The 24,754-nt window shown below is 65.7% G+C and carries 24 protein-coding genes and 1 riboswitch; of the genes, 10 read left to right on the top strand and 14 right to left on the bottom strand.

All coding sequences use genetic code 11. From position 1 onward, the window contains the following. From AC1D34_RS15680 to AC1D34_RS15660, 5 genes are all read left to right on the top strand, one after another. Window positions 1-396, top strand: a 396-nt coding sequence (locus AC1D34_RS15680; protein ID WP_476824686.1) for an oligopeptide/dipeptide ABC transporter ATP-binding protein, incomplete at its 5' end; no start/stop codon positions are given. Beyond that, window positions 396-1,331 carry an ABC transporter permease gene (locus AC1D34_RS15675; protein WP_441505894.1) on the top strand — a complete coding sequence of 312 codons (936 nt, stop codon included), beginning with the start codon at window positions 396-398 and terminating at the stop codon, window positions 1,329-1,331. The genes AC1D34_RS15680 and AC1D34_RS15675, both read left to right, overlap by 1 nt. Continuing rightward, entirely contained in the window at window positions 1,327-2,208 is an 882-nt protein-coding gene (locus AC1D34_RS15670) for an ABC transporter permease (protein WP_476776344.1), read from the top strand. The genes AC1D34_RS15675 and AC1D34_RS15670 overlap by 5 nt, the downstream gene beginning before the upstream one ends. A 15-nt stretch (window positions 2,209-2,223) precedes the next feature. Then, window positions 2,224-3,147, top strand: a complete 924-nt coding sequence (locus AC1D34_RS15665; protein ID WP_441505891.1) for a sugar phosphate isomerase/epimerase family protein — start codon at window positions 2,224-2,226, stop codon at window positions 3,145-3,147. Next, a complete protein-coding gene (locus AC1D34_RS15660; protein ID WP_441505890.1) occupies window positions 3,144-4,619 on the top strand; it encodes an alkaline phosphatase family protein in 1,476 nt (491 codons plus the stop codon). Before AC1D34_RS15665 ends, AC1D34_RS15660 begins: the two co-directional genes overlap by 4 nt. A 211-nt stretch (window positions 4,620-4,830) precedes the next feature. Here the strand turns inward: AC1D34_RS15660 and AC1D34_RS15655 are convergent, their stop codons facing one another. The 14 genes from AC1D34_RS15655 to AC1D34_RS15590 form a co-directional block, all read right to left on the bottom strand. Continuing rightward, complete coding sequence (locus tag AC1D34_RS15655) at window positions 4,831-5,871, bottom strand: DUF6925 family protein (protein WP_476824685.1); 1,041 nt, start codon at window positions 5,869-5,871, stop codon at window positions 4,831-4,833. Between the two features lies 1 nt (window position 5,872). Further along, window positions 5,873-6,658: an ABC transporter ATP-binding protein gene (locus AC1D34_RS15650; RefSeq protein WP_441505888.1), complete on the bottom strand. Its 786-nt coding sequence runs from the start codon at window positions 6,656-6,658 to the stop codon at window positions 5,873-5,875. Continuing rightward, window positions 6,658-7,683 carry a FecCD family ABC transporter permease gene (locus tag AC1D34_RS15645; RefSeq protein WP_476824684.1) on the bottom strand — a complete coding sequence of 342 codons (1,026 nt, stop codon included), beginning with the start codon at window positions 7,681-7,683 and terminating at the stop codon, window positions 6,658-6,660. Before AC1D34_RS15645 ends, AC1D34_RS15650 begins: the two co-directional genes overlap by 1 nt. Next, on the bottom strand, window positions 7,680-8,333 hold the full coding sequence (locus AC1D34_RS15640; protein WP_476824683.1) for an ABC transporter substrate-binding protein: 654 nt from the start codon (window positions 8,331-8,333) through the stop codon (window positions 7,680-7,682). Before AC1D34_RS15640 ends, AC1D34_RS15645 begins: the two co-directional genes overlap by 4 nt. A gap of 120 nt (window positions 8,334-8,453) precedes the next feature. Beyond that, window positions 8,454-10,397, bottom strand: a complete 1,944-nt coding sequence (locus AC1D34_RS15635) for a TonB-dependent receptor plug domain-containing protein (protein WP_441505885.1) — start codon at window positions 10,395-10,397, stop codon at window positions 8,454-8,456. Between the two features lie 120 nt (window positions 10,398-10,517). Further along, a riboswitch (cobalamin riboswitch) is annotated at window positions 10,518-10,718 on the bottom strand. A 17-nt stretch (window positions 10,719-10,735) separates the two neighbouring features. Further along, complete coding sequence (gene ccoS / locus AC1D34_RS15630) at window positions 10,736-10,912, bottom strand: cbb3-type cytochrome oxidase assembly protein CcoS (protein WP_113515886.1); 177 nt, start codon at window positions 10,910-10,912, stop codon at window positions 10,736-10,738. Next, window positions 10,909-13,116 (bottom strand): heavy metal translocating P-type ATPase, encoded by a 2,208-nt coding sequence (locus tag AC1D34_RS15625; protein WP_441505884.1) that lies wholly within the window; start codon window positions 13,114-13,116, stop codon window positions 10,909-10,911. Before AC1D34_RS15625 ends, ccoS begins: the two co-directional genes overlap by 4 nt. Window positions 13,117-13,121: 5 nt before the next feature. Next, on the bottom strand, window positions 13,122-13,646 hold the full coding sequence (locus AC1D34_RS15620) for a FixH family protein (protein WP_441505883.1): 525 nt from the start codon (window positions 13,644-13,646) through the stop codon (window positions 13,122-13,124). A gap of 34 nt (window positions 13,647-13,680) precedes the next feature. Next, entirely contained in the window at window positions 13,681-15,117 is a 1,437-nt protein-coding gene (gene ccoG / locus AC1D34_RS15615; RefSeq protein WP_441505882.1) for a cytochrome c oxidase accessory protein CcoG, read from the bottom strand. Window position 15,118: 1 nt separating this feature from the next. Continuing rightward, window positions 15,119-16,006: a cytochrome-c oxidase, cbb3-type subunit III gene (gene ccoP / locus AC1D34_RS15610; RefSeq protein WP_441505881.1), complete on the bottom strand. Its 888-nt coding sequence runs from the start codon at window positions 16,004-16,006 to the stop codon at window positions 15,119-15,121. A gap of 3 nt (window positions 16,007-16,009) precedes the next feature. Next, window positions 16,010-16,165, bottom strand: coding sequence for a cbb3-type cytochrome c oxidase subunit 3 (locus AC1D34_RS15605; protein ID WP_043235436.1), 156 nt, complete (start codon window positions 16,163-16,165; stop codon window positions 16,010-16,012). Between the two features lie 11 nt (window positions 16,166-16,176). Continuing rightward, on the bottom strand, window positions 16,177-16,941 hold the full coding sequence (gene ccoO, locus AC1D34_RS15600) for a cytochrome-c oxidase, cbb3-type subunit II (RefSeq protein ID WP_441505880.1): 765 nt from the start codon (window positions 16,939-16,941) through the stop codon (window positions 16,177-16,179). Window positions 16,942-16,952: 11 nt separating this feature from the next. Then, window positions 16,953-18,620: a cytochrome-c oxidase, cbb3-type subunit I gene (ccoN, locus tag AC1D34_RS15595; protein WP_476824682.1), complete on the bottom strand. Its 1,668-nt coding sequence runs from the start codon at window positions 18,618-18,620 to the stop codon at window positions 16,953-16,955. Window positions 18,621-18,794: 174 nt separating this feature from the next. Next, complete coding sequence (locus AC1D34_RS15590; RefSeq protein ID WP_441505878.1) at window positions 18,795-19,547, bottom strand: helix-turn-helix domain-containing protein; 753 nt, start codon at window positions 19,545-19,547, stop codon at window positions 18,795-18,797. A 52-nt stretch (window positions 19,548-19,599) separates the two neighbouring features. Between AC1D34_RS15590 and AC1D34_RS15585 the strand changes: the two genes are divergently transcribed. The 5 genes from AC1D34_RS15585 (at window position 19,600) to AC1D34_RS15565 (ending at window position 24,700) form a co-directional block, all read left to right on the top strand. Then, window positions 19,600-20,121, top strand: coding sequence for a hypothetical protein (locus AC1D34_RS15585; protein ID WP_441505877.1), 522 nt, complete (start codon window positions 19,600-19,602; stop codon window positions 20,119-20,121). A gap of 106 nt (window positions 20,122-20,227) precedes the next feature. Continuing rightward, window positions 20,228-20,932 carry a glutathione S-transferase N-terminal domain-containing protein gene (locus AC1D34_RS15580; protein WP_441505876.1) on the top strand — a complete coding sequence of 235 codons (705 nt, stop codon included), beginning with the start codon at window positions 20,228-20,230 and terminating at the stop codon, window positions 20,930-20,932. Window positions 20,933-21,252: 320 nt separating this feature from the next. After that, window positions 21,253-22,704 (top strand): bifunctional 2-methylcitrate dehydratase/aconitate hydratase, encoded by a 1,452-nt coding sequence (locus AC1D34_RS15575; RefSeq protein WP_441505875.1) that lies wholly within the window; start codon window positions 21,253-21,255, stop codon window positions 22,702-22,704. A gap of 6 nt (window positions 22,705-22,710) precedes the next feature. Beyond that, window positions 22,711-23,643, top strand: coding sequence for a methylisocitrate lyase (prpB, locus tag AC1D34_RS15570; protein WP_441505874.1), 933 nt, complete (start codon window positions 22,711-22,713; stop codon window positions 23,641-23,643). A gap of 106 nt (window positions 23,644-23,749) precedes the next feature. Beyond that, the gene (locus AC1D34_RS15565; protein ID WP_441505873.1) at window positions 23,750-24,700 is read left to right on the top strand and encodes a Bug family tripartite tricarboxylate transporter substrate binding protein; all 951 of its coding nucleotides are present in this window, start codon (window positions 23,750-23,752) and stop codon (window positions 24,698-24,700) included. The last annotated feature ends 54 nt before the right edge of the window (window positions 24,701-24,754 follow it).

The raw sequence follows: 24,754 nt of genomic DNA, 5'->3' as shown, positions 1-24,754 counted from the left end.
ATCCAGCAGGAACTCGGCCTCGGTCTGCTCTTCATCAGTCACGATCTCAAAGTGGTCAGGCAGGTCAGCCATCGCGTCGCGGTGATGTATCTCGGCCGGATCGTCGAAGAGGGCGAGGCCGATCTGCTGCTCTCCAATCCGGCACATCCCTATACCGAGGCCCTGGTCTCGGCCGCGCCGGTGCCCGGCCGCCGCACGCGCCCCCGAATCGTGCTGCAGGGCGACCCGCCGAATCCTGCGGCGCGCCCCTCGGGATGCGCCTTCCACCCACGCTGCCATGCGGCGCGCGAGCGCTGCAAGGTCGAGAGCCCGTTGCTGAAGCCGATGCCGGACGGCCGGCTTGCTGCCTGCCATGTCGCGCATGACCAGGCCAACTTCCTGAAGGCGGCGAGCTGATGCTGCGTTTCTTCTTTCTGCGTCTCGGGCGCGCGGCGCTGACCGTTGCCCTCGTCGTTACTTTCGCCTTTGTCGTGCTCAGGCTTTCGGGCGATCCGGCGCTGATCATCATGAGCGTGGATGCGCCGCCCGAGGCCATTGCCGCCTTCCGCAAGGCCTGGGGCCTCGATGATCCGATCTGGCTGCAATATCTGCGCTATTTCTCGGCGATTGGGCAGGGTGAGCTTGGCCAGTCGATGCGCGACGGCCGGCCGGCTCTCGAACTCGTCGCCGAGCGCATTCCGGCCACGCTGGCGCTGACCCTGCCGGCGCTTGCGCTCAAGCTCGGCATCGGCATCCCCGCCGGCATCTATGCCTCCCTGCATCGCGACAGCCTGATCGACCGCATCGTCATGGTCACGGCGGTCGCGGGCTTCACGGTGCCGAGCTTCGTGCTCGGCCTGGTTCTGGTGCTGATCTTCTCGGTCCAGCTCGGATGGCTGCCCTCCGGCGGCCAGGAGAGCTGGCGCCACGCCATCCTGCCGGTGTTGACGCTCGGCATTGGCGGCGCCGCAGTGCTTGCCCGCTTCACCCGCAGCGCCATGCTCGAGGTGCTCGGCCAGTCCTATATCCGCACGGCCAGCGCCAAGGGCGTGCCGTGGCCTGCCGTAGTGCGCGGCCACGCGCTGCCCAACGCCGCAGTCCCGACCGTCACCATCGTCGGCTTCATGGTCGGCAGCCTGATCGCCGGCGCAGTGGTGGTCGAGAGCGTGTTCTCATGGCCGGGCGTCGGGCGGCTGCTGGTGGTGTCGGTCGCCAACCGCGATCTTGCCATCGTGCAGTGCATCCTCCTGCTGGTCGCGATCACCATGGTCAGCGCCAATCTGATCGTCGATCTGCTCTACGGTGTGCTCGATCCACGCCTGCGCAGCGGCGCCAAGGCGGGAGGGCATTGAGATGGCCGATATCACAGCCACCGGCGCCACCCCTACCTCCGTCGACAAGACTGCCCCGCAACCGAAGAACCGCATCCCGCTGCTGGTCTGGTTCGGGCTGATCTGGATCGGCTTCATCCTGATCGTGGCGCTGACGGCGGACTGGATCACGCCCTATCGTTTCACGGCCTACGATCTGCGCAATCGGCTTTCGCCGCCCGGCCATGTGCTGCACTGGCTCGGCACGGACGAACTCGGCCGCGACGTGCTCTCGCGCCTGATCATTTCGATCCGCATCTCGCTGCTGGTCGCCTTCGGGGCGACCGTGATCTCGGCGGTGTTCGGCACGGTGATGGGCTTTCTCGCCGCGCATTTCCGCGGCTGGGTCGAGCAGTTCGTGCTGATGCTGGCCGATTTCCAGGCGGCGATGCCCTTCCTGATCCTTGCGTTGTCGGTGCTTGCCTTTTTCGGCAATGCGCTGCCGCTCTTCATCGGGCTGATGGGGCTCTACGGCTGGGAGCGCTATGCCCGCATCTCGCGCGGCCTGGCGATCTCGGCAGGGGCGCAGGGCTATGCCGGGGCTGTGCGCCAGATCGGGGCAAGCCCGGCACGCGTCTACCTGCGCCATATCCTGCCGAATATCGCCTCGACGCTGATCGTCTCGATGACGCTGACCTTTCCTGAAGTCATCCTGCTCGAGAGCGGGCTCTCCTTCCTAGGGCTCGGCGTGCAGCCTCCGATGACCAGCCTCGGCAATATGGTCGGCTATGGTCGCGAATATCTGACCCGTGCCCCCTGGATCATGCTCGCGCCAGCCTGCACCATCGTGCTGACGACGCTGGCGGTGAGTCTCGTCGGCGACTGGCTGCGCGACCGGCTCGATCCGACCCTGCGCTGATCCTGGAGAGACAACATGCATCCCAATGGCGTCCGCGGTTTCGGCATCACGGCTCCGCGCCCCAAGAGCGACCTCTCCGATTTCGCGGCGATCCTCGACAAGGTCGAGACGCTCGGGGTCGAGTCCACGGAATTGCCGATCTTCGACATGGACCTGATCATCGGGGGGCGCATCCGCCGTCCGCATCTCGATCTGCTCAAGCGAGCCTGTGCCGGGCGCAAGCTCGCCTATTCCGCGCATGGTCCGCTGGCGATCAATTTCTTCGATGATCCGGCCCGCCTGCCGCGCCATTTCGAGGTGCTGAAAGCCTCGCTGGAGATCGCGGCCGAGGTCGGCGCCGTGCATTACGTCATGCATTCCGGGGTCATGCCGGCCCAGCCCGGCGAGGTGGTCGAGGCTGCCTATGACCGCCAGCGCGAATGGCTGTCGAGGGCCGGGGATGTGGCGCGCGAGCTCGAGCTCCTGCTTTGCGTCGAGACCATGTTCGGTGGCCACCACGGCAGGATGCACGCCTCGATGCCGTCGCGGCTCGCCGAGGAACTCGTCGAGATCGGCCACTCCCATGTCTGGGCGACGCTCGATTTCAGCCATTCCTACCTGCGCACAGGCTATTTCGGCGGCGACTATCTCAGCGAGATCAAGGCGCTTGCCCCTCTCGCCAAGCATCTGCATGTGCACGATTCCTTCGGCCGGGCTGATGCGATCGAGACCTACAGCCTGAGCGAGAAGCTTGCCTTCGGACACGGCGACCTGCATCTGCCGGTCGGCTGGGGCGACATTCCCTGGCAGGAGCTCATGGAGGCCTGTGTCTTCCCGGACGGTGTCCTCTTCAACATCGAGCTCAATCCGCGTTTCTGGTACGCCGCCGATGAGTGCGTGGCTGCAACACGGGCGCTTGCGATGCAGGCGCTGACCAGCGGCCTGAGGAAGAGCGCATGAGCAAACCCGCCAAGGCTGCAGCCGCCCGCGTCGTCATCGGCGTCTTCGATGGCCTGCGCCCGGACTTCATCACGCCCGAGCTGATGCCGAACCTGGCGCGTTTCACAGGGCAGGGCACCTGGTTCCGCGAGGCGCGCAGCGTCTTTCCGTCGATGACGCGCGTGGCCACCACGTCGATCGCAACGGGTGCGCCGCCAAAGGTGCACGGCGTCGTCGGCAACGCCTTCCTGTTCCCTGAGGTGACCCGCGAGCACGCGCTCGACATGAGCCGCGCCGACGATATCGCACTGGCGGAGGCTGCGACCGGTGGAGGCCTGGTCGAGGCCGAGAGCTTCGGCGATGTGCTGGCGAAGGCCGGCAAACGGCTCGCCGTGGTCCATACCGGTTCGGCCGGCTCTGCCTATCTGATCAATCCGCGTGCCAGGGCCAACGGCCACTGGACCTTCTCGATCCTCGGGCGCGAGCACAGCCAGACGCCGGACGCGGTGGACGAAGTCGTCGCGCGCTTCGGGGCGCTGCCGCCGCGCAGCCTGCCCCGCTTCGAGGAAATCGATTACGCGGAACGGGTGCTGCGCGAGCATGTGCTGGCCGAGATGAAGCCCGACGTCGCGCTGATCTGGTTCAATGAGCCCGACACCTCCTTCCATTACCGCTTTCTCGGCTCGCCCGAGACGCTTGCGGTACTCAGACATGTCGATGCCGCCTTCGGCAGGCTGCTTGAATGGATCGAGGGGCAGCCCGATGCCGAGCGCTATGCCGTCGTCGCGGCCTCGGATCACGGCCAGATCTCGACCAAGGGCGAGCTCGCTCTCTCCGAGTTGCTGCGTGGGCAAGGCCATGCCGGTCGCCGTGCCGCCGAGCGCACGCTGGCCGGCGCCTGCTTCTCGATGACGGGCGGCAATATGGGGGAAATCCGCATCCTCGAGGGAGGAGCGGCCCGGCGCGACGCGATTGCCGCCTGGCTCCGGGAGCAGGACTTCCTGGGCATGCTCTTCGCGAAGGCCCGCAACGAGGTCGAGGGCGAGGTCGAGGGAAGTTTTGCGCTCTCGCTGGTCGATCTCGATCACGCGCGCCAGCCCGATCTCATCTATGTCCTGCGCTCCGGCGACGAGCCCGACAGCTATGGCAATCCCGGGCTCGGGCTCCTGACCAAGTTCGATGTGCCGGTTGGCGGCGGCATGCATGGCGGGCTCAACCGGCACGAACTCAACACCGTCCTGGCCGTCCGCGGTGGCGGCTTTGAGTCCGGGACGAAGGATGACCGCGCCTGCGGCATCATCGATATCGGCCCCACCGTGCTCGGCCTGCTCGGCCTTTCACCGGCTCAGACGATGCTGGGCCGGAATCTGGCGCAGCCGGCGACGGAGCAGCGGACCCGTTCGTTCGAGACCGGCACCGGCGGGTTCCGTCAGCGCCTCGAACGCGTCGACCGCGAGGGATCGCGCATCATCCTCTCCGGCGCGCGAGGCTGACCTCGGGGGCGGGAGCACGTTCCGCTCCTGTCCGAAGCGCATCGAAGCGAGGCGCCCGGCCCCTTCGACATGCTTGCCGTCGTGCCGGTCATCCCAGCCACCGGGATGAGCGGGCAGCTAGAGTTCGCGCTCCGTCTCACTCTCCTCCCGCACCGGAGCGACCAGGAGATTGGGGCCGAGGGGGCGCCCGGCTGAGGGATGCTTCGGCCCCTCAGTTCGCATGGCCATAGGCATCGGCGGCGTCGTCCGCGCCAGGATCATCCGCCCCAGCATCATCCACACGCCGCTCATCATGAGCGGAGATCCAGGCGGAGAGCCCGGGCAGGCGCTCGCCGGACGCCGCGAGTTGGCGCAATGTCGCCCGCACGGCGTGACGCGCAAACCGATCCTGTGGGGCGGGAACGGTGGAGGGGGCGGCTCCTGCGGCAATGGCCGCGAGCACGCTCTCCTTCAACCGGACCAGTTCGACATCGCCATAGCGCATCAGCAGGTCCTGGAACTGCTTCTGGGCCGTCGCATAGAACGGTGTCGGCCGGCCCATCGCATCCTTGACCGGATGCGCCGGCACGAGATGAGCACAGGGCACGAGGCCTGCCGGTACGAGCTCGGTGGCGGCATGCGTCCGGCCGGAGCGCATCAGCTTGGGCAGGACATGGGTATGCGGCCCCTCGGGGCTCTTGCCGTCTGCCGGGGGGATTGGCTGGTAGACTTCACAACGGCCGAAACGGGTGATGAAGACGCGATGCGGCCCGGCTGCGACGATGGCGGCCATGGTGGTGTTGCCGGCCTCGAAAAGCGGGCGGCCGCATGCGGCGCGCAAGGCTGCGATCAGCCCCGGGGTGCTGGTTCGGATGCAGATGTCGACCTGCAGGGTATCGAGGCCCATGTCGAAGAGAAGGCCCTCGCGATCCTGCTCGCGCAGCGCGTCGCCGTCGGGGCCGAGCTCGGTCAGAACCGTGCGCCGGCTCATCGCGCAGGCGGTCTCGGGCAGGCAGAGCGCGAGGCGGTGGCTCCAGCCCTGGCCGGTCGCGGATTCCGATGCGAAGGGCGTCACGCCGGTCAGATTGCGAAAGCCAATGCCGCCGCGCGCAGTCGTGGCCGCAAGGAGATGAGTCTTATCAGTCAGCTGAACGGGTTCGTTCGAATCGCGCATGAACTCGGCGATGGCGCCAAAGGTGCCGAGATTCCATTGCGAGGCTGGATCGGCGAGATGAGCGCGCAGGAGCGCACGAATGTCGTCAGGGGCTGTCATGTCACGACTGTTCCGATGTAAGGCGCCGCCAAGGCAGCAGGTAGGGTGCGCCGGCTTCCGAACCGCGGGCCGCGGTAATGCCGAAGACGGCAGCAAGGTTGGCGTCGTTGAGGACGATTCCGGGCGAGCCATCGGCAATGAGCCTGCCGCGATCGAGCAGGATCAGGCGATCGCAGAAACGCGCGGCCAGCGTCAGATCATGCAGGATGACCGCTACCCCGGTGCCGCCGGCAGCCGTCCGGTGCAGAAGCTCCATGACCTCGAGCTGGTGTAGCGGGTCGAGCGCCGCGAGAGGTTCGTCGGCGAGCAGGATCGGCGCCTCGACGGCGAGCGCACGCGCCAGCAGCACGCGCATGCGCTCGCCGCCCGAGAGCGTCTCGACTGTCCTGTCGGCGAACGCCGTGGCGTCGGCCGCTGCGATGGCGCGCGTGATTGCGGCGCGATCGGCCTCGTTCTCGCCGGCAAAGGGCTGGCGATGCGGCAGCCGCCCAAGCCCAACGAGGGCCTCCGCGCGCATCGACCAGTGTACCGCGCCGCCCTGCGCAAGGAAGGCGATGCGCCGCGCCAATTCCTTGCGCCCGAGCGACTTGGCGGTCAGCCCGTCGTAGCGCACCTGGCCGGAATCGGGCGTGACCAGGTCGGAGAGCACGCGCAGCAAGGTCGTCTTGCCAGCACCGTTGGGGCCGATCAGCCCGACCATTTCGCCTGCCGAAAGCGCGATATCGATGTCGCGCAGGATCGGCTTCCCGCCGAGCGTGAGCGAAACTCCCGAGGCTTCGATCTTCATCAGACCTCCCGCCGCAGGCGATGGATCAGGTGGAACAGGAAGGGGGCTCCGATCAGCGCCGTGACCACACCGAGCTTCAGCTCGGGCCGGATCGGGGCGAGGCGCAGAGCGGTATCGGCTGCGAGCGTCAGGATCGCTCCGCCAAAACCGCTGACGAGCAGCAGCCGGCCCGGTCGGTTGCCGACCAGCGGGCGCAACAGATGCGGCACGACGAGGCCGACGAAGCCGATCGCGCCGGTGACCGCGACCGCGCTGCCGACGGCGAGTGCAGCTCCGCCGATTAGTCGGGCGCGCAGCCAGGTCAGGTCGAAGCCGAGACTCTTGGCCGTGTCCTCGCCCAGGGTGAGAGCGTCGAGGGCAGGTGCGGTCGAAAGCAGCAGCAGCCAGCCGAGGAGCATCGGCGGCAGCACGAGCCAGACATGGAGCAGGCTGCGATCCGCGAGCGAACCCATCAGCCAGAATACGATTTCCAGCGCGGCGTAGGGATTTGGCGCGAGGTTGAGCGCAAGCGCGGTCATCGCACCGGCGAAGCTGTTGATCGCAACGCCCGCGAGGATCAACGTCATCGTTCCGGCGCCGCGCCCCATGAAGGCGTAGAGCAGAAGCGTTGCCAGTGCGGCGCCGGCCATGCCGCCCAAGGGGAGGGCGAGCGCCATCGTCGCCGACAAGCCGCTGTAGAAGACCACGACCGCGCCGAAGGCGGCGGCGCTTGAAATTCCGAGGATTCCGGGTTCGGCAAGCGGATTGCGCAGCAGGCCCTGCATGGCGGCGCCGGCAAGCCCGAGACTGAAACCGACGAGCGCGCCCAGCAGCGCGCGCGGCAAGCGCAGCTCGACAAGGACGAGCGCCGGCAGGGTCTTCCGTCCGGCGAGGGCGTCGGCGAGGGCCGCCTTGATGTCGAGTGGGGCATACCCCACCGCCATGGAAACGAGCATCATGGCCAGCATCAATAGGGCCAGCATGACAATGAGCCGCGCCAGCTTCGGCGTCGTCGCTCGTACCGTTTCCTGAACCGCCAATGTCATGAGCGCGATCCTTGCGTACGGGAGGCGGCAAGCAGCTCGATCGCATCGAGCACGGCCGGTCCGGCGCAGGTCCAGAGTTTCGAGGGGAGGGCGACGAGCCTGACCCGCTCGCCGAGCTTCGTCAGGAGCGGATGATGAAGGATCTCATGGGCGAGCGAGGGCGGCCCGCCCGGCGTGGTGTTGAGGATCAGCATGTCGGCCTGTCCGAGCGCGACGGTCTCCAGCGCGATCTGGCCGTAATTGTCGATGCCGAGTTCGGCGGCGAGATTGGTCAGGCCGGCGCGGGTCAGGATCTCGTCCACCAGCGAGCCGCGCCCGACCGTGAACCCGTTCGGCCGCAGGACCAGCGCCCTGGGATGGCCCGCGCTTTGGTTGGCGGCGAGCGTGTCGAGGCGCCGGTCGATCGCTGCGATCAGGGCCGCGCCGCGTTCTGGCTCGCCGAGCAGGGCCGCCATCTCGGCGATCTGGGCACGCATTTCAGCGAGATTGCGCGGCACCCCGAATTCGCGGACGGGAACACCGGCCTTCTTCAGCAGCGCGACCGTGCTGCGCGTCGTGTAGGCGCCAGCGATGATCAGATCGGGCTTGTAACTCAGCACCTCCTCCACCAGACCGTGATTGGCCGGGATGGTCTTGGCAATCTCGGCCATGTTGGCGTTGCGCGGGTCCTGCGAGAGCCAGGTGTTCGGCGGCCGTCAGGCCGCCGAAACCGAGCAAGAGGCCAAGCGCCAGAACGGCGCCGCGAGTCATCGCGCGGGCCGCCCAAGGCTTCACAGCGTTACCTTCAGGCCGCCATAGGCGCTCAGACCCGGCACCAGGAAGCCGACGGGGTTCTCGTAGCGCTTGTCCAGCAGGTTATCGATGCGGCCGAAGACACTGAGCCTGTCCGTCGCCTTGTACTCGGCGGCGAGATTGACGATGGCCGCACCCGGCGCCCGCATGCGCGAGATCGAGAAGTCACGGTTTCCGTCGACGCGCTCACCCACATAGATCAGCGTCGCCGAAAGGGTGAGCTTGTCAACCGGGGTCCAGCTCGCCGTCACGCTGGCCTTGTGACGGGGACGGCGCAGCAGTTCCTGCCGGGCGATGTCGTCCTTGGCGATGGTGAAGGTGTAGTCGGCCCGCACCTTGAACTGCGGCGAGATTTCGAGCGCGGTAAAGGCCTCCACCCCCTTGGTCGTGGCCTTGCCGATATTGGCATAGGAGTTCCGCGCCACGTTGGTGACGATCAGGTTCTCGATGTCGTTGTGGAAATAGGTGGCGCCGAACCGGACCTTGTCATCGAGGAGAGGCTGCTCGAAGCCAAGATCCCAGCCGCGGCTTTCTTCCGGCTTCAGGTTGGGATTGCCGAAGAAGTTGAAGGCCGGGCGAGAATCGCTGAAACGCTCGCTCAGGGTCGGGGCCTTGAACCCCGTGCCATAGCTCCCCTTCAGCTTGGTTTCGATTTCCGGCACGATATAGGCTGGCGCGAAGCGGTAGGTCGTGTGGCCGCCAAAGGTCTCGTCATCGTCGTAGCGGATGTTCGAGACCATGAAGAGCCGGTCGCCGAAATTCGACTGGAGTTCGGCAAAGGCGCCCGTATTGCCGTTGGATGCCGTGAGCGCGCGGGTTTCCAGCCGTTCGCGCTCGTATTGCAGACCCATCACCAGGGTCTGCCCCTTCATCAGCTCAAGGTCGCCGCGCCAGTCGACCTTGGTGCGCTCGCCGAGATTCTCCGTCGGCAGGCCGAGGATACCAATCGCATTCGGCGTGCGGCCGGTGCGGTCCTGATTGCTGTAGGACAGGCCGAAGCGATTGACGAAGCGCCCACCAAGCGGATCCCAGACGACCTCTCCGCGGGTGAAGGCCTGCTTGTAGTCCTGGCTGCTGCGGAAGCTGCTGGGCGTGCTCGGAAAGCCGGAATCGCCGGTGAAGAGCAGGTAGCCGTCAGTGTAGCGGCCGACCCAGTTCAGCGACAGCGTATCGGACAGCGCGACGCCGAACCGGGCCGAATAGGTCCAATTGTCGTAGGAATTCGGGTTGACGCGGCGCCCCGACGGCACGAGCCCGGGAGGCGTCACCGGGGTCGAATCCGATTTGAAATGGGCGATGCTGAGGGCGTAGTTGAAGCGGTCATCGCCGCCGCTGAGGCCGACCGACTGGTTGAAGGTGCCGTATGAGCCGGCCTCGGCTCGGGCCGTGAGCTTCGGCGGACCCTCGCCACGCTTGGTGGTGATCGAGATGACGCCGCCCAGCGCGTTGGCGCCGTAGAGGCCGCTTTGCGGTCCGCGTAGCACTTCGATGCGCTCGATGTCGTCGGTCAGCATCGAGCCGAAATCGAAGGAGCGGTTCGGGGTCGACGGGTCGTTGGCCTCGATGCCGTCGATCAATACCTTGACGTGGTTGGAGTTGGTGCCGCGGATGAAGACCGAGGTCAGCCCGCCCGGCCCGCCGGTCTGCACGATATTGAGGCCGGGAACGGCGGCGAGCGCCTGCGGCAGGGTCCGGCGCTGCTCGCGCTCGATATCACCGGCAGTGATGACGGTCACGGAATTGGCGATCTCGCGCGCTGGCGTGGGTCGCGTCGTCGCGCTGACGACGATTTCGTCGAGGGCAATCGATTCGGTGGCTGACTGGGCGGATGCCTGGTTGGCGGGGAGGGAGCCGGCGGAGACAAGGAGCGACAGGGTGATGAGCAGCCGGCTGCGCCGGGCAACCTTGGGAGGACGGATCACGATGGAACCTCGGGCGTTGACGTCTGTGGCACGTCACCGCGAACGCGAGGCCCCGTCCGCTGCCCTTAGCCAGCGTGCAGTTCAACAAGCGATCGAAACACCCCGTCCGAACGTGTTCGCGTGTGACCACGGCTGACGGCAGGTCTCCTGGCTCGCGGGTCGGTGCCTTGTCGCCGCCTTCCCAGGTCCGAGGGCCCCAGTGGCGTGTGGCGAAAGGCTCGCCGCTTACAGTTGCGGGGGCAGCCACGGCATTGAATGGCGAACCATCCGCACCGCATTCCCTTTTGATCCCCTAAGGGAACCGTCGCTGGCGAGGTAAGGCCGGAACGGCCGCTGCGTCAATGATCGTTGGTGCGGGTGTCCCCAGGCGAACGCAGGTCGTCATCCCTCAAAATGCGCCAGCTCGGTCCCTCGAGATCGCTGAACTGGCCGGTGCGCATGCACCAGAAGAAGGCCGCCAACCCCAGCAGTCCGAGACCGAGTGCCAGGGGGAACAGGATCACCAGGATATTCATGACGCCACTCCCGTATTCTGCCGCGGCAGGCCGCGTCCCGCGCGCAGCGCGTTGAGCGTGACCACCAGTGACGAGCCCGACATCGCGACGGCTGCGACGAGCGGCGTCGCGAAGCCCGCGACGGCAATCGGCACCGCGACGGCATTGTACAGCACCGCAAACCAGAGGTTTTCCAGCATGAGGTTGCGCGCCCTGCGGGCGATGCGCAGGCTGTCGGCGACCGGCATCAAGCTGTCGCCGATGAAGACAATGTCGGCCGAGGCCTGCGCCAGGTCGGTCGCGCTGATCGGCGAGATCGAAACATGGGCCTTGGCAAGGGCCGGAGCGTCGTTGAGCCCGTCGCCGATCATCAGCACCTTGCGCCCCTTGGCGCTGAGCCGGTCGAGCGCCTTGAGCTTCTCGTCGGGACGCAGGCCGGCTTCGGCCTCCGTGATACCGAGGGCCGAGGCGACCGGCGCGACAGCTTCGCTTCGGTCGCCGGAGAGAATGCGGATCTCGAGGCCGAGACCGCGTAGCGCGGCGATACAGTCGCGCGCCTCCGGCCGGATCTTCTGATCGACCGCGAAGATGGCGCATTCAGTGCCATGGCGCCAGGCGATCAGGGAGGCTGAGGGATGGCGCGCGGCGACGATGGCGGCTTCCGCCCCGGCCTCGCAATAAGCGACGCTGCCGAGACGGGTCTCGATCCCATCCACAATCGCGCTCAGGCCTGCGCCGTGATTTTCGCTGACATCGCTCGCAGGAGCAGGATGGCCGGCGGCACGGGCGATGGCGCGGGCGAGAGGGTGGCGGCTCGCGGCTGCCAGCCTGCCCGCCGCCTGCAAGGTTGCGGTATCGATCTCAGCGCCATTGACCAGATCGGGGTCCGGCAGGGTGAGGGTGCCGGTCTTGTCGAAGACAGCGACATCGGCTTCGGCCAGGCGCTCCAGCGCATCGCCCTGTTTCAGCATGACCTTGCGCTTGAACAGGGCAGACGCAGCAACGACCTGCACGGCCGGAATCGCCAGCCCCAGCGCGCAGGGGCAGGTGATGATCAGGACGGTGATGGCGATGATCAGTGCTTCGGGCCAGGGCAGGCCGAAGGCCATCCAGCCCAGCAGGGTCGCGAGCGCCGTGGCGTGGACGAGAGGGGCGTAGACCCTTGCCGCCCGATCGGAAAGCTTGACATAGCGGGAGCGGCTTTCGACCGCGCGCGCCATCAGGGCATCGATCTCGTCGAGCAGGGTGCCGCTGGCTGCGGCTTCGACCTTGACGGTCAGGGCCCCGGAGAGGTTCACGGTGCCGGCATAGACCTGCGCGCCGGCCATGACGGCATGCGGCAGGGTTTCACCGGTGACGAGGCTCTGGTCGATTTCGGAGGAGCCGGTCTCGATGATGCCATCGACACTGACGCGCTCGCCCGGCTGGATCAGGACGCGGTCGCCGGGCACGATGGCCGCGATCGGCGTCACCATCGCCTCGCCATTCGGCATCAGCCGGGTCGCGGTTTCGGCCTTCAACGCGGCAAGATTGCCAGCGAGGTCGCGCGTGCGGCGGCGCATCAGCTGGTCGAGATAGCGCCCGATCAGCAGGAAGAAGATCAGCATCACCGCGCCGTCGAAATAGGCATGCTCGGCGTGGTTCCAGGTCACCACCACCGACATGCCGAGCGCGAGCACGATGCCGAGCGTGATCGGCACGTCCATGTTGACGGCGCGGGCGCGCAGAGCCCGGAGCGCACTCTCGAAGAAGGGGCGGCCGGCATAGGCGGCGGTTGGCAGGGCAATCAGCGCTGAGAGCCAGTGAAAGAAGTCGCGCGTGACCGGATTGATGTCGCTGCTATTGCCCGACCAGACCGAGACGGAGAGCAGCATGATGTTCATCGAGGCGAAGCCGGCGACGCCGAGATAGCGCAGCAGCCGCCTTTCCTCGCTTGTGTCGTCCTCACGGCCGGAGGCGGGCAGGAAAGGGTAGGCCTTGAAGCCGAGCCGGGAGAGGCGCTCGATCACGGCCTCTGGGCGCAGTACGCCTTCCGTCCATTCCACCGTGACGCGCTTCAGCGCGAGATTGACCCGGGCGCTGAGGATACCGGTCTCATGGGCAAGGCCGTTCTCGATCGCGTGCATGCAGCCGGCGCAGCGGATGTTCTCCACCGCGAGTTCCATGCCCGCGACGCCGCTTTCGCGATGGCGGATGAAGACGGAGAGATCCTGCTGCGCGGCCATGAGCCTCACTCCTTCAGCATCATGCGGCTGCGGGAGGAGAAGGCCGGGTCCCGATCGCGCTTTGCCTCGACCACCAGGGTCCAGGCGCCGGCATGCAGCCCCGGCACCGTCGCGGAATAGTGGCCCGGGGCAGTTTCGGTCAGCGTCACCTCGCGGTCCTGCTGCCGCGTCGCCGGGTGCTGGAGCTTCGCCTCGACTGCGAGCCCTGTGACAGCTGCGCCCGCCTTGTCCTTCAGCAAGAGCGAAACGACCGCGTCGGCGCCGGCACGCACGACCTCGCTCTGGGCCAGCCAGCCGCGTGCGGCCTGGGCCTGCATGCGCGCGATCTCGCCGTTGAAGCGCTGGCTGGTCTCGTAGGCGCTCTTCACATCGGCGCCGGGCATCGTCCGGATGGCCGAGACCATCATCACGCCATTGACGCCCGCGACCACGATGAAGAAGCCGATCATGCCGAAGAGCACGGCACGCCCGCTGAGCTCGAAGGGCCGGCGCCGAGTTGGCGCCGGTGGGGCTGGAAAATCGATCGGCATGATGAAGCCTCCGCAACAGGTCATGATGCGTTCTCTAGGGAGCGATGAAATGATCCCCGGCGGTCACGACCTCTCCGGCGAACAGGTCGGATGCGGTGAAGGTGATCGTCTGGGATTTGTCGAGAGGAATGCCGGCCGGCACTGTCACCAGCGCGCGGATCTCGCGCGAGGAATCGGGGTCGACCGTGATGATCGGGCGAAGATCGGCCGTCGCCTGGGTTCCGACGGTCTCGACCCGGATACCGGGCAGGCCGGAGACGGTGAGCGCGAAGGGACGGGAATCCGGGCGTTTGTTCAGCAGGCGGATGGTGTAGGCGTTGCGGATCGAGCCGTCGCTGAGCGTCACGAAGAGCGGGGTGCGCTCGTGCAGCACGGAGATTCCCGCCGTGCTGCGGGTTGCGAGCTGGTAGATCATGGCTCCGCCGACGAGCCCGATCAGCGCGGTGTAGATCAGGGTGCGGGCGCGGATCAGGCGATAGACCGGCTTCTGGCCAGCGATACGCCGCTTGACGTTGTCGTCGGTGTCATAGGCGATCAACCCGGCCGGGCGGTTGATCTTGAGCATGACCGTATCGCAGGCATCGATGCACAGGCCGCACTGGATGCAGTCCATCTGCGAGCCATCGCGGATGTCGATACCCGTCGGGCAGACCGCGACGCACTGGTAGCAGTCGATGCAATCGCCAGCCGGCTCGTTGGCGGCACGCAGGCGCGTGGCCTGCTTGACCGAGACGCGCGGATCGCCGCGATCGTAGCGATAGGTGACGTTGAGGGCGTCGTCGTCGGTCAGCGCTGCCTGGATGCGCGGCCAGGGACACATGAAGGTGCAGACCTGCTCGCGCATGATCCCGGCGAGCGCATAGGTGGTGAAGGTCAGGATGCCGATCCAGACATAGGCCGAGAGCGGAGCCGTGAAGGTCGCGAGTTCCCGCACCAGGGTTGGCGCATCCGCGAAATAGAGCACCCAGGCGCCGCCGGTCCACCAGGCGATCACGAGCCAGACCAGGTGCTTGCCGGTCTTCCGGGCGAGTTTGTCGGCGGTCCAGGGCCCCTCGTCGCGCTTCATCCGCTCGCGCCGGTCGCCCTCGAAGGCGCGCTCGACGGCGAGGAAGAGGTCGGTCCAGACGGTCTGCGGGCAGAGATAGCCGCACCAGACCCGGCCAGCGACGGCATTCATCAGGAACAGCATGAAGGCGGCCAGGATCAGCAGGCCGGTGAAGTAGTAGACCTCCTGCGGCCAGATCTCGATGAAGAAGAAATAGAAGCGGTTATTGGCGATGTCGGCGAGCACTGCCTGGTTCGGCAGGTTGGGGCCGCGGTCCCAACGCAGGAAGGGCAGGAGATAGTAGATGCCGAGGCAGAGGACGAGGATGAGCCACTTGGCGCGCCGGAACGGGCCCGACACGCTCTGTGGGTAAACTTTCTTCGACGGCGCGAAGAGCGGAGCGTCTTCGCTTTCCGCGAGTGCCATGTCATTGGCCTCCGCCGAGCGAGTGGACATAGACGGTCAGCGCCTTGATCGTGGTCGGGTCGAGACGCTGGCCCCAGGCGGGCATGACGCCGTTGCGGCTGTTGGTGATGGTCTCGGTCAGGGACGCGAGATCCATGCCGTAGAGCGAGATGGCGTCGGTCAGGTTCGGCGCGCCGAGCTCTTGATTGCCCTTGCCGGCAGGCCCATGGCAGGCCGCGCAATTATCGGCGAAGAGCTTGCGGCCGAGTGCGAGGTCAGCCTTGGGGGCAGTCGACAGTCCGGCCAGTTCGCGCACATGGTTGGCGACCGCGCTGATCTCGTCCCTCTTCAGCATGCCGTCGCGCCCGAAGGCCGGCATCTGGCTGACGCGGGTGTCGTTGTTGCCGGCGACGCGGATGCCGTGCTGCAGCGTGGTCTGAATCGCGGCAAGCGAGCCGCCCCAGAGCCACTCGTCGTCATTCAGGTTGGGATAGCCCTTGGCGCCGCTGCCGCCGACGCCGTGGCAGGCGGCGCAATTGTCGCCGAAGGCGGCCTTGCCCTGTGCCATGGCGACGCGAAACAGGGCGGGGTCGGCCTTGATCTGCTCGAGCGAGGCGTCGGCGAGGCCGCTGGCCAGCGCGGCGCGATCCTTGCGCATGACCGCGAGATCGTCCTCGATCTCCTGTCGCGAGGCGTAGCCGATGACGCCCCTGGTCGCGTCGGTCAGCAGCGGCCAGGCCGGGTAGATGACCCAGTAGCCGACCGACCAGATGATCGTGGCGTAGAAGATGCCGAGCCACCAGCGTGGCAGCGGGGTGTTGAGCTCGCGGATGCCGTCCCACTCGTGACCGGTGGTCGACTGGCCGGTGGCGGCATCGAATTCCGAGGCAGGGTCGTGATGCTTGTTCATGGCTCAGTCCTCCCGCAGGGGAGTGCGGGCGGCCTCGTCGAAGCGCGCGCGGTTGCTCGGCCAGAGCGCGTAGAGGCAAATGGCCAGAAAGGTGCCGACGAAGTAGAGTAGGCCGGCGGATTGGGCGAAGCCCGCGAGCCAATGGTAGGTCGAATCCATGGTGCCCTCGCTCAACGGATGTTGGCCTTGGTGTCGTAGAGCTTGAAGTCGACGAGCGTGCCGAGGACCTGCAGGTAGGCAATCAGCGCATCGGCTTCGGTGACCCGCTTGGGATCGCCGTCGAAATCGCGAATCTGGACCTTGGGGTAGCGCGCTTCGAGTTCGGCCGCCTTGGGGTGGTCGGGCGTGGCCTGGGCCTCGAGGTCGCTCGCGGCTTGCGCGATCATCTCGTCGGTATAGGGCACGCCGCCGCCGCGATTGGCGCGCAGGTGATCGGCGATGTCACCGAAACGAAGCTCGGTTTTCGCCAGGAAGGGGTAGCCCGGCATGATCGACTGCGGCACCAGCGCGCGCGGCTGGTTGAGGTGGCCGAGATGCCATTCGTCGGAATACTTGCCGCCGACGCGGGCGAGATCCGGACCGGTCCGCTTCGAGCCCCACTGGAAGGGCTTGTCGTACATGCTCTCGGCTGCCAGCGAGTAGGGTCCATAGCGCTCGATCTCGTCGCGCAGCGGCCGGATCATCTGGCTATGGCAGTTGTAGCAGCCCTCGCGGACATAGATGTCGCGGCCGGCGAGCTCCAGCGGCGTATAGGGCCGCATGCCTTCGACCTTCTCGATCGTGTTGCGGAGGTAGAAGAGCGGCGCGATCTCGACGAGACCGCCGACCGAGATGACCAGCAGCACGCCGATCACCAGGATGATCGAGTTGGTCTCGAAGATCTTATGCTTGAGCCAGAGCGACTTGCGCGGAGCCGGGTTTTCAATGCTCGACATCTGAGCGTTCCTTACTGCGCGGGGACGAGCTGCGGCTGCAGTGCATGGTCATCGCTCGGGGCGTCGACCGTGCCGTGCCTGACCGTCATCCAGAGATTGAAGGCCATGATCAGCGCCCCGGTCAGGAAGAGCCCGCCACCGAGCGCCCTGATGACGTAGTAGGGCTTCATCGCAGCCACGGTTTCGATGAAGGAGTATTCGAGGAAGCCGAGCGAGGTGTAGGCGCGCCACATCAGGCCCTGCATGATCCCGGAGACCCACATCGCCGAGATGTAGAAGACGATCCCTAGCGTCGAGATCCAGAAGTGCCAGTTGACGAGCTTCAGCGAATACAGCTCACGCCGGTTCCAGAGCCACGGCACGAGGCAGTAGATCGCGCCGAAGGAAATATAGGCGACCCAGCCAAGCGCGCCGGAGTGGACATGCCCGATCGTCCAGTCGGTGTAGTGCGAGAGCGAGTTCACTGCCTTGATCGACATCAGCGGACCTTCGAAGGTCGACATGCCGTAGAAGGCGAGCGAGACCACCATCATGCGCAGCACGGGGTCGGTGCGCAGCTTGTCCCAGGCGCCTGACAGCGTCATCAGCSCGTTGATCATGCCGCCCCAGGAGGGCATCCAGAGCATGATCGAGAAGGTCATGCCGAGGGTCTGCGCCCAGTCGGGCAGGGCGGTGTAGTGCAGGTGGTGCGGCCCGGCCCAGATGTAGAGGAAGATCAGCGCCCAGAAATGGATGATCGAGAGACGGTAGCTGTAGACCGGGCGACCGGCACGCTTCGGCACGAAATAGTACATGATCGCGAGGAAGCCGGCGGTGAGGAAGAAGCCGACCGCGTTATGGCCGTACCACCACTGGAACATCGCATCCTGGACGCCGGACCAGACGACATAGGATTTCGGTGAGAGGATCGAGACCGGCAGCGCCAGATTATTGCCGATATGCAGGACGGCGATGGTCAGGATGAAGCCAAGATAGAACCAGTTCGCCACGTAGATGTGCGGCTCTTTGCGTTTGGCCAAGGTCGCGAGGAATACCAGCAGATAGACCACCCAGACGATGGTCAGCCAGAGATCGGCATACCATTCGGGCTCGGCGTATTCCTTGCCCTGAGTGATGCCGAGCAGATAGCCGGTGCCGGCGAGCACAATGAAGAAGTTGTAGCCGAGGACGACGAACCACGGCGCGATGTCACCGGCCAGACGCGCACGCGAGGTGCGCTGCACGACATAGAAGGACGTGCCGATCAGCACATTGCCGCCGAAGGCGAAGATCACCGCCGAGGTGTGAAGCGGGCGCATCCGGCCGAAATTCGTCCATGGCAGGTCGAAATTCAGGTCGGGGAAGGCGAGCTGAAGCGCGATGATCAGGCCGACTGTGAACCCGGCGATGCCCCAGACCATCGCGGCCACGGTCGCGAACTTGACCGGGTCCATATTGTAGTTCGGCTTGCCGTCGATCTCCTGTGGCGCGGGGCTCGGCGCCGGACTGAAGCAGCGATTGCCGATCAGGAACACCGCGACGAGCGAGGCGACCGCCGCAAGGCTGATATGGAAGGCATAGGCCGGATCGGGCGTCAGGGCGGCGATGATGAGCAGCGGCAACACGCAGCCCGCCGCCAATACGAGGCCTCCCATTTCTCCCGTCGTCGCGCGCCTGATCGGATACCCTGTCGCCGCCATGGCCAGCCCTCGTTTGCTGCAGCGCATCAATGCTGCCAATCGAGAGCGTTAGCGAAGCGGAGCGGGACGGGCCTTGATGCAGATCAACGCAACCTGAGGAGGGTTCCTTTGTTGCGCTGCGGAATCAGCAAGGGCGCCGTCCAACCGGCGCCCTTCAAGCTGCGGGAACTGCGATCAGGCCGCTGCGACCAGTTCCATATGGTCGGTGTTGAGCAGGCGCACGCCATCCGGCACGATCAGGATCGTCTTGTCCTTGGCGAGCTTGGTGAAGGTGCGGCTCACCGTTTCGATCGTCAGGCCGAGGAAATCAGCGATGTCCTGGCGGCTCATCGGCAGCGGCACGGTCACGGACGGCTTGCCGAGCTTGGCCCAGCGGTCGCGCATGGTGAGCAGGAAGCAGATCACCCGCTCTTCTGCGCTGCGGCGGCCGAGCAGCATCATCTGCTCCTGGGCCAGCGTGAGTTCATGGGTGGCGAACTCATGCAGGCGACGCAGCAGATGCGGCTTGGCATTGACCAGCGAGGCATAGGCCGAACGCGAGAAGGCGCAGGCCGAGACCGAGTCGACCGCATCGGCGGAAAAGCCGAAGGCATCGCGCATCGCCAATCCAAGGAAATCGCCCGGCAGCGCAAAGCCGATGATCTGTCGGCGTCCGTCCGGCAGCAACTTGTAGAGCCGCACCATGCCTTCGACGATGTTGTAGACCGAATGCGCGGGATGGTCCTGAACGAAGACCGTTTCCTTGGCATCGAACGAGGTGTGATGGGAGAGAGCGTTGAGCTCTTCGAGCTCCTCGACGGATAGCGACGCGCACACGCTCGCGAGGCGGACCTTGCAGGCAAGGCATCCGCTGTCCCGTCTTGAATCGTTGCCGCAAGCGGCCTGCTGGCAGTCCACGCGTTCGTACCTCCGTGAACAAGGGAGCATCACACCTTGTTCCCAGTCATTCAAACCCTAGCCGGGACGGCGAGGGCGCTCCTTGATCTGCATCAATGCAGACGATTGGGTGTTCAACTCTGCTGACATATCTCCGCTCAGCAGTTCGGCAATCGTAATGGAAGATATTTTCGAGGCGGTACGCGTCACATCGCAGCAGGCACAGGCAGCCTATGCATTGATGGCGATGGCGAATCCGGGCCTCAGTATCAGTGACTGGGCGGCTTACTTACGCCGCTACGACAAGGAGACAGGCCAGGAGCGCGGCCTGATTGCTCTGTATGACCGGCGTCGCTGCATCCACGGGATCTTCGCTTATGAGATCGCCCAGCCGCTTTCCCGGGAGGCGACGCTCAATGTCTCCGAACTGGCCTCGGTGCGCCTGCCCGGGACCGTCCTGATCGATGCCCTGATGCGTTTCGCCAATACTCTCGCCGGAGAGCTCAATCTTCCGGCCATCGCGCTCGAACTCGAGCCCTCTGCCGTCTGGGCGCAGGACCAGGTGGCCATGGAGCAGCGGGGCTTTGCGCTCGAACGGGTCAGGATGCGGGGACGGACCTGGTAACAGCTCACGAAATCGTCGCAGTGACACCAGGGGAATCTGGGTAGGGTCGCGCAGTGCCGCGGGAATCCGTTCACCGGGCGCCTGATTCGAGCCTATGGAGCCCCGGATGTCCGATCTTTCTGCCTTCCCGATAACCCAGCGCTGGCCGGCCCAGCATCCCGACCGCATCCAGCTCTATTCGTTGCCGACGCCGAATGGCGTGAAGGTGTCGATCATGCTGGAGGAGACCGGGCTGCCCTATGAGCCGCATACGATCAATATCGGGCAGAACGAGACCTGGACTGCGGAATTCCTGTCCCTCAATCCGAATGGCAAGATCCCCGCGATCATCGATCCCAATGGCCCGGGCGGCAAGCCGATCGGCCTGTTCGAGTCAGGGGCGATCCTGATCTATCTCGCGGAGAAAGCAGGCAAGTTCCTGCCGTCCGATCTGGCGGAGCGCTACGAGACCATCCAGTGGGTGTTCTTCCAGATGGCTGCGGTCGGGCCGATGTTCGGTCAACTCGGATTCTTCCATAAGTTCGCCGGGCGCGAATACGAGGACAAGCGTCCGCGTGACCGCTACGCGGCCGAGAGCAAGCGTTTGCTCGGCGTGATCGAGACGCGTCTCGCCGGTCGCGACTGGATCATGGGTGATGCCTACACCATCGCCGACATCTCCCTGCTGGGGTGGGTCCGCAACCTCGTTGGATTCTATGGTGCGGGCGAACTCGTCGACTATTCCAGCCTGAAGCATGTGCCGGCCTGGCTGGAGCGTGGGCTCGCACGCCCTGCCGTTCAGCGCGGACTCGAGATCCCGAAACGGCCCTGAGGGCTTCGATGCAGCCGCAATCGCTGCGGCTTCATCCTGCTCTGATTCGTCAGATTTCCCTGAATCTTACGCCGGCTCCCTCATGTCGACTTGGAGCACTCGCCTGGTGATGTGGAGATGGGCGCGGACCAGGAAACGCTCAGCCAAGACGGAGAGCGCCAGCGGAGAAGCCACGGGAGCTCGCTCGATTATTGTCGACAGTATTTCATTATTTGGCGGCTGAAGCTTGCCTTCCAGTCGACTGCATGAAACATATGTCGACAATAATTCTCCGGCGGCGCTAGGCGACCAGCCGGATCGGCGTGAGGAAATGCCCGTCCATGGCTCGATTCAACAACAATGAACGCCCCGCTCCGGATGGCGTGCTCGTCGATATCGCCGATTACGTCCTGAACTATCGTGTCGACAGTTCGCTGGCATACGAGACCGCCCGCAACTGCCTGCTCGACACGCTCGGCTGCGGGCTCGAGGCCTTGGAATACCCTGCCTGCACCAAGCTGCTCGGCCCGGTCGTGCCGGGGACCGTGGTCCCGAACGGCGCGCGCGTGCCCGGCACGCCCTATCAGCTCGATCCGGTCCAGGCCGCGTTCAATATCGGCACGATGATCCGCTGGCTCGATTTCAATGATTGCTGGCTCGCGGCGGAATGGGGCCATCCGTCGGATAATCTCGGCGGCATCCTGGCTGTGGCCGACTGGCTGTCACGGACCGCGGTTGCCTCCGGACGGCCGCCGCTGACCATGCGCGACGTGCTGACCGCGATGATCAAGGCCCATGAGATCCAGGGCTGTCTCGCGCTGGAAAATGCGTTCAACAAGGTGGGGATCGACCATGTCATTCTGGTCAAGGTCGCTTCGACGGCAGTGGTCGCAGGGCTGCTCCGCCTGAACCGCGACGAGATCGTCAATGCGCTGTCGCTTGCCTTCGTCGATGGACAGGCCCTGCGAACTTATCGCCACGCACCGAATGCCGGCTCGCGCAAGAGCTGGGCGGCCGGTGATGCGACGAGCCGGGCAGTGAGGCTCGCCCTGATCGCCCGGACCGGCGAGATGGGCTATCCCTCGGTCCTGACGGCGAAGACCTGGGGCTTCTACGACGCCTCGTTCCGCGGCCAGGAATTCAAGTTCCAGCGGCCTTACGGCTCCTATGTCATGGAGCATGTGCTGTTCAAGATTTCCTATCCGGCCGAGTTTCATGCGCAGACGGCAGTCGAAGCGGCGATGACGCTGCAGGCTCATCTCCAAAAGATCGGGCGCAGCAGCGACGACATCGCTTCGATCCGCGTCCGCACGCACGAGGCCTGCATCCGGATCATCGACAAACGCGGGCCGCTGCATAACCCGGCCGACCGCGACCACACTCTCCAATACATGGTCGCCGTGCCGCTGATCTTCGGGCGTCTCACCGCAGGCGATTACGAAGACGATATTGCCGCCGATCCGCGCATCGACGCGCTCCGGGACAAGATCGAATGCGTCGAGGATCCTGCTTTCACCCGCGATTATCATGATCCGGAAAAGCGCTCGATCGCCAACGCGATGACCATCACGCTGAAGGACGGCACGGTGTTGCCCGAACTGGTGGTGGAATACCCGATCGGCCACAAGCGCCGCCGCTCCGACGGCATCCCGCTGCTCGAGGCCAAGTTCCGCACCAATCTCGCACGCCGCTTTGTCGAGAAACGCCAGCGCCAGATTCTCGATGTCTCGCTCGATCAGGCGCGGCTCGAAGCCATGCCGGTTCACGACTACGTCGACCTCTACGCGAACTGAGGCCCCATGCCCTATCTCGTTGCCTCCGATTGTCCTTCGCAGCCGGCCGGCGAGCGCTTTCGCGCGCTGGTCGGGCAGGGTGGCATCCTCCGGTTGCCGGGCAGCCATAACGGCATGGCGGCCCTGCAGGCGAAGGCCGCCGGTTTCGAGGCGCTCTATCTCTCGGGCGCGGCAATGACGGCTTCGATGGGGCTGCCCGATCTCGGCATCATCACCGTCGACGAGGTTGCCTTCTTCATCCGGCAGGTGGCGCGAGCCAGCGGTTTGCCGGTGCTGGTCGACGGCGACACCGGCTATGGCGAGGCCCTCAACGTCATGAACATGGTTCGCGCCTTCGAGGACGCGGGCGCGGGCGCGGTCCATATCGAAGACCAGTTACTGCCGAAGAAATGCGGCCATCTCAACGACAAGAAGCTCGCCGACGCCCATGACATGGCGGCAAAGGTCGCGGCTGCGGTGAAGGCCCGCCGGCATCTTTACGTCATCGCCCGCACCGATGCCGCGGCGAGCGAGGGCATGGAGGGCGCGGTCGCACGCGCAAAGCTCTATCTCGAGGCCGGTGCCGACGCGATTTTCCCGGAGGCGCTGACCACCGCCGAGATGTTCAGGGAGTTCGCGCGCCGTGTGCCGGGCGTGCCGCTGCTCGCCAACATGACCGAGTTCGGACGCACGCCGTTCTTCACCGCCTCCGAGTTCGAGGCGATGGGCTACCGCATGGTGATCTGGCCCGTCTCCTCGCTGCGGGTCGCCAACAAGGCGCAGGAGCGGCTCTACGCCGCGCTGGCTCGCGATGGCGGCACTCATGGCATGGTCGAGCAGATGCAGACCCGCGCCGAACTCTACGCGACCATCGGGCTCCATGACTACGAGGCGCTGGATGCCTCGATCGTGGCGACCATCACGCCGGAAGCCATGCCGCAGCACGAGCGGAGCGCCTGACGACCAGCATGCGAGCCGGCGCGGGGCCGGCGACCAAGTTCCGCGCGTCGCGCGGCAAGACACGACCAGCCAGACAAGGCGGCGGCAACCCACGGGAGGAAACGAGATGTTGAGGCGTCTGATGACGACTGGCGCGCTGGCGCTGGTCCTGAGCACGGGCATGGCCACTGCCGAGCCGGCCAAGGTGATGATCCCGGCCAATCCGGGTGGAGGCTGGGATGGTGCCGGCCGCCACACGATGGCAGCTTTCGCGCAGTCGAAGATCTTCACCGATGGCGCGTCCTTCACCAACAAGGGCGGCGCTGCCGGCACGATCGGGCTTGCCGAATTCGTCCGCACCTCAAAGGGCGACGACAACGCGCTCCTGGTGACGGGCGTCATCATGGTCGGCGGCGTCATCACCAATCAGACGCCTGTGTCCCTGAAGGACACCACTCCACTGCTGCGCCTGACCAATGAGTACAACGCGATCGCCGTCCCCGCGAATTCGCCGATCAAGACGCCTCAGGATTTCATCGCCGCGATGAAGGCTGATCCCGGCGCGCTCTCGGTCGGCGGCGGTTCGGCCGGTGGCGCGGACCATGTCATGCTGGCGCTGCTCGCCAAGCATGCCGGGGCTCCCGTTGCGAAGATCAATTTCGTATCCTTCTCGGGCGGAGAGATCCTGGCGGCTCTCGGTGGCGGCAAGATCAAGGCAGCGATTTCCGGCGCCTCGGAATTCCGTCAGTTTGCGGAGACCGGTCGTATCCGCATCATCGCGGTCTCGGGCCCGACGCGGGTCGACGGGCTCAATGCGCCGACGCTGAAGGAATCCGGCATTCCGGTCGAGATCGGCAACTGGCGTGGTTTCGTCGGCGCGCCGGGCATGAGCGAGGCAGCCAAGAAGACCTGGCTCGAGCGCTTCGCCAAGCTGCACCAGACCCCGGTCTGGAAGGAAACCCTGAAGACCCAGGGCTGGGAAGACGCCTATCTCCCGGGTGACCAGTTCGCTGCCTTCCTCAAGGCAGAGGATGCGAGCTGGTCGAGCGCGCTCAAGGAAGTCGGCATCCTGAAATGACGGCCTGCCGGACCGGCGCGTGACCGATGGTTGCGCGCCGGTCCCGACGCGTGT

The sequence above is a fragment of the Allobosea sp. P1_A7 genome, assembly GCF_056406775.1.
The sequence above is the reverse complement of the archived record's forward strand: the minus strand, read 5'-3'. Positions and strand labels throughout refer to the sequence as shown.

Coding starts and splice junctions, on each gene's coding strand:
- AC1D34_RS15675 (WP_441505894.1), top strand. CDS start 396: ATGCTGCGTTTCTTCTTTCTGCGTCTCGGGCGCGCGGCGCTGACCGTT.
- AC1D34_RS15665 (WP_441505891.1), top strand. CDS start 2,224: ATGCATCCCAATGGCGTCCGCGGTTTCGGCATCACGGCTCCGCGCCCC.
- AC1D34_RS15660 (WP_441505890.1), top strand. CDS start 3,144: ATGAGCAAACCCGCCAAGGCTGCAGCCGCCCGCGTCGTCATCGGCGTC.
- AC1D34_RS15655 (WP_476824685.1), bottom strand. CDS start 5,871: ATGACAGCCCCTGACGACATTCGTGCGCTCCTGCGCGCTCATCTCGCC.
- AC1D34_RS15650 (WP_441505888.1), bottom strand. CDS start 6,658: ATGAAGATCGAAGCCTCGGGAGTTTCGCTCACGCTCGGCGGGAAGCCG.
- AC1D34_RS15645 (WP_476824684.1), bottom strand. CDS start 7,683: ATGACATTGGCGGTTCAGGAAACGGTACGAGCGACGACGCCGAAGCTG.
- AC1D34_RS15640 (WP_476824683.1), bottom strand. CDS start 8,333: ATGGCCGAGATTGCCAAGACCATCCCGGCCAATCACGGTCTGGTGGAG.
- ccoS (WP_113515886.1), bottom strand. CDS start 10,912: ATGAATATCCTGGTGATCCTGTTCCCCCTGGCACTCGGTCTCGGACTG.
- AC1D34_RS15625 (WP_441505884.1), bottom strand. CDS start 13,116: ATGGCCGCGCAGCAGGATCTCTCCGTCTTCATCCGCCATCGCGAAAGC.
- AC1D34_RS15620 (WP_441505883.1), bottom strand. CDS start 13,646: ATGCCGATCGATTTTCCAGCCCCACCGGCGCCAACTCGGCGCCGGCCC.
- ccoG (WP_441505882.1), bottom strand. CDS start 15,117: ATGGCACTCGCGGAAAGCGAAGACGCTCCGCTCTTCGCGCCGTCGAAG.
- ccoP (WP_441505881.1), bottom strand. CDS start 16,006: ATGAACAAGCATCACGACCCTGCCTCGGAATTCGATGCCGCCACCGGC.
- AC1D34_RS15605 (WP_043235436.1), bottom strand. CDS start 16,165: ATGGATTCGACCTACCATTGGCTCGCGGGCTTCGCCCAATCCGCCGGC.
- ccoO (WP_441505880.1), bottom strand. CDS start 16,941: ATGTCGAGCATTGAAAACCCGGCTCCGCGCAAGTCGCTCTGGCTCAAG.
- AC1D34_RS15590 (WP_441505878.1), bottom strand. CDS start 19,547: ATGCTCCCTTGTTCACGGAGGTACGAACGCGTGGACTGCCAGCAGGCC.
- AC1D34_RS15580 (WP_441505876.1), top strand. CDS start 20,228: ATGTCCGATCTTTCTGCCTTCCCGATAACCCAGCGCTGGCCGGCCCAG.
- AC1D34_RS15575 (WP_441505875.1), top strand. CDS start 21,253: ATGGCTCGATTCAACAACAATGAACGCCCCGCTCCGGATGGCGTGCTC.
- prpB (WP_441505874.1), top strand. CDS start 22,711: ATGCCCTATCTCGTTGCCTCCGATTGTCCTTCGCAGCCGGCCGGCGAG.
- AC1D34_RS15565 (WP_441505873.1), top strand. CDS start 23,750: ATGTTGAGGCGTCTGATGACGACTGGCGCGCTGGCGCTGGTCCTGAGC.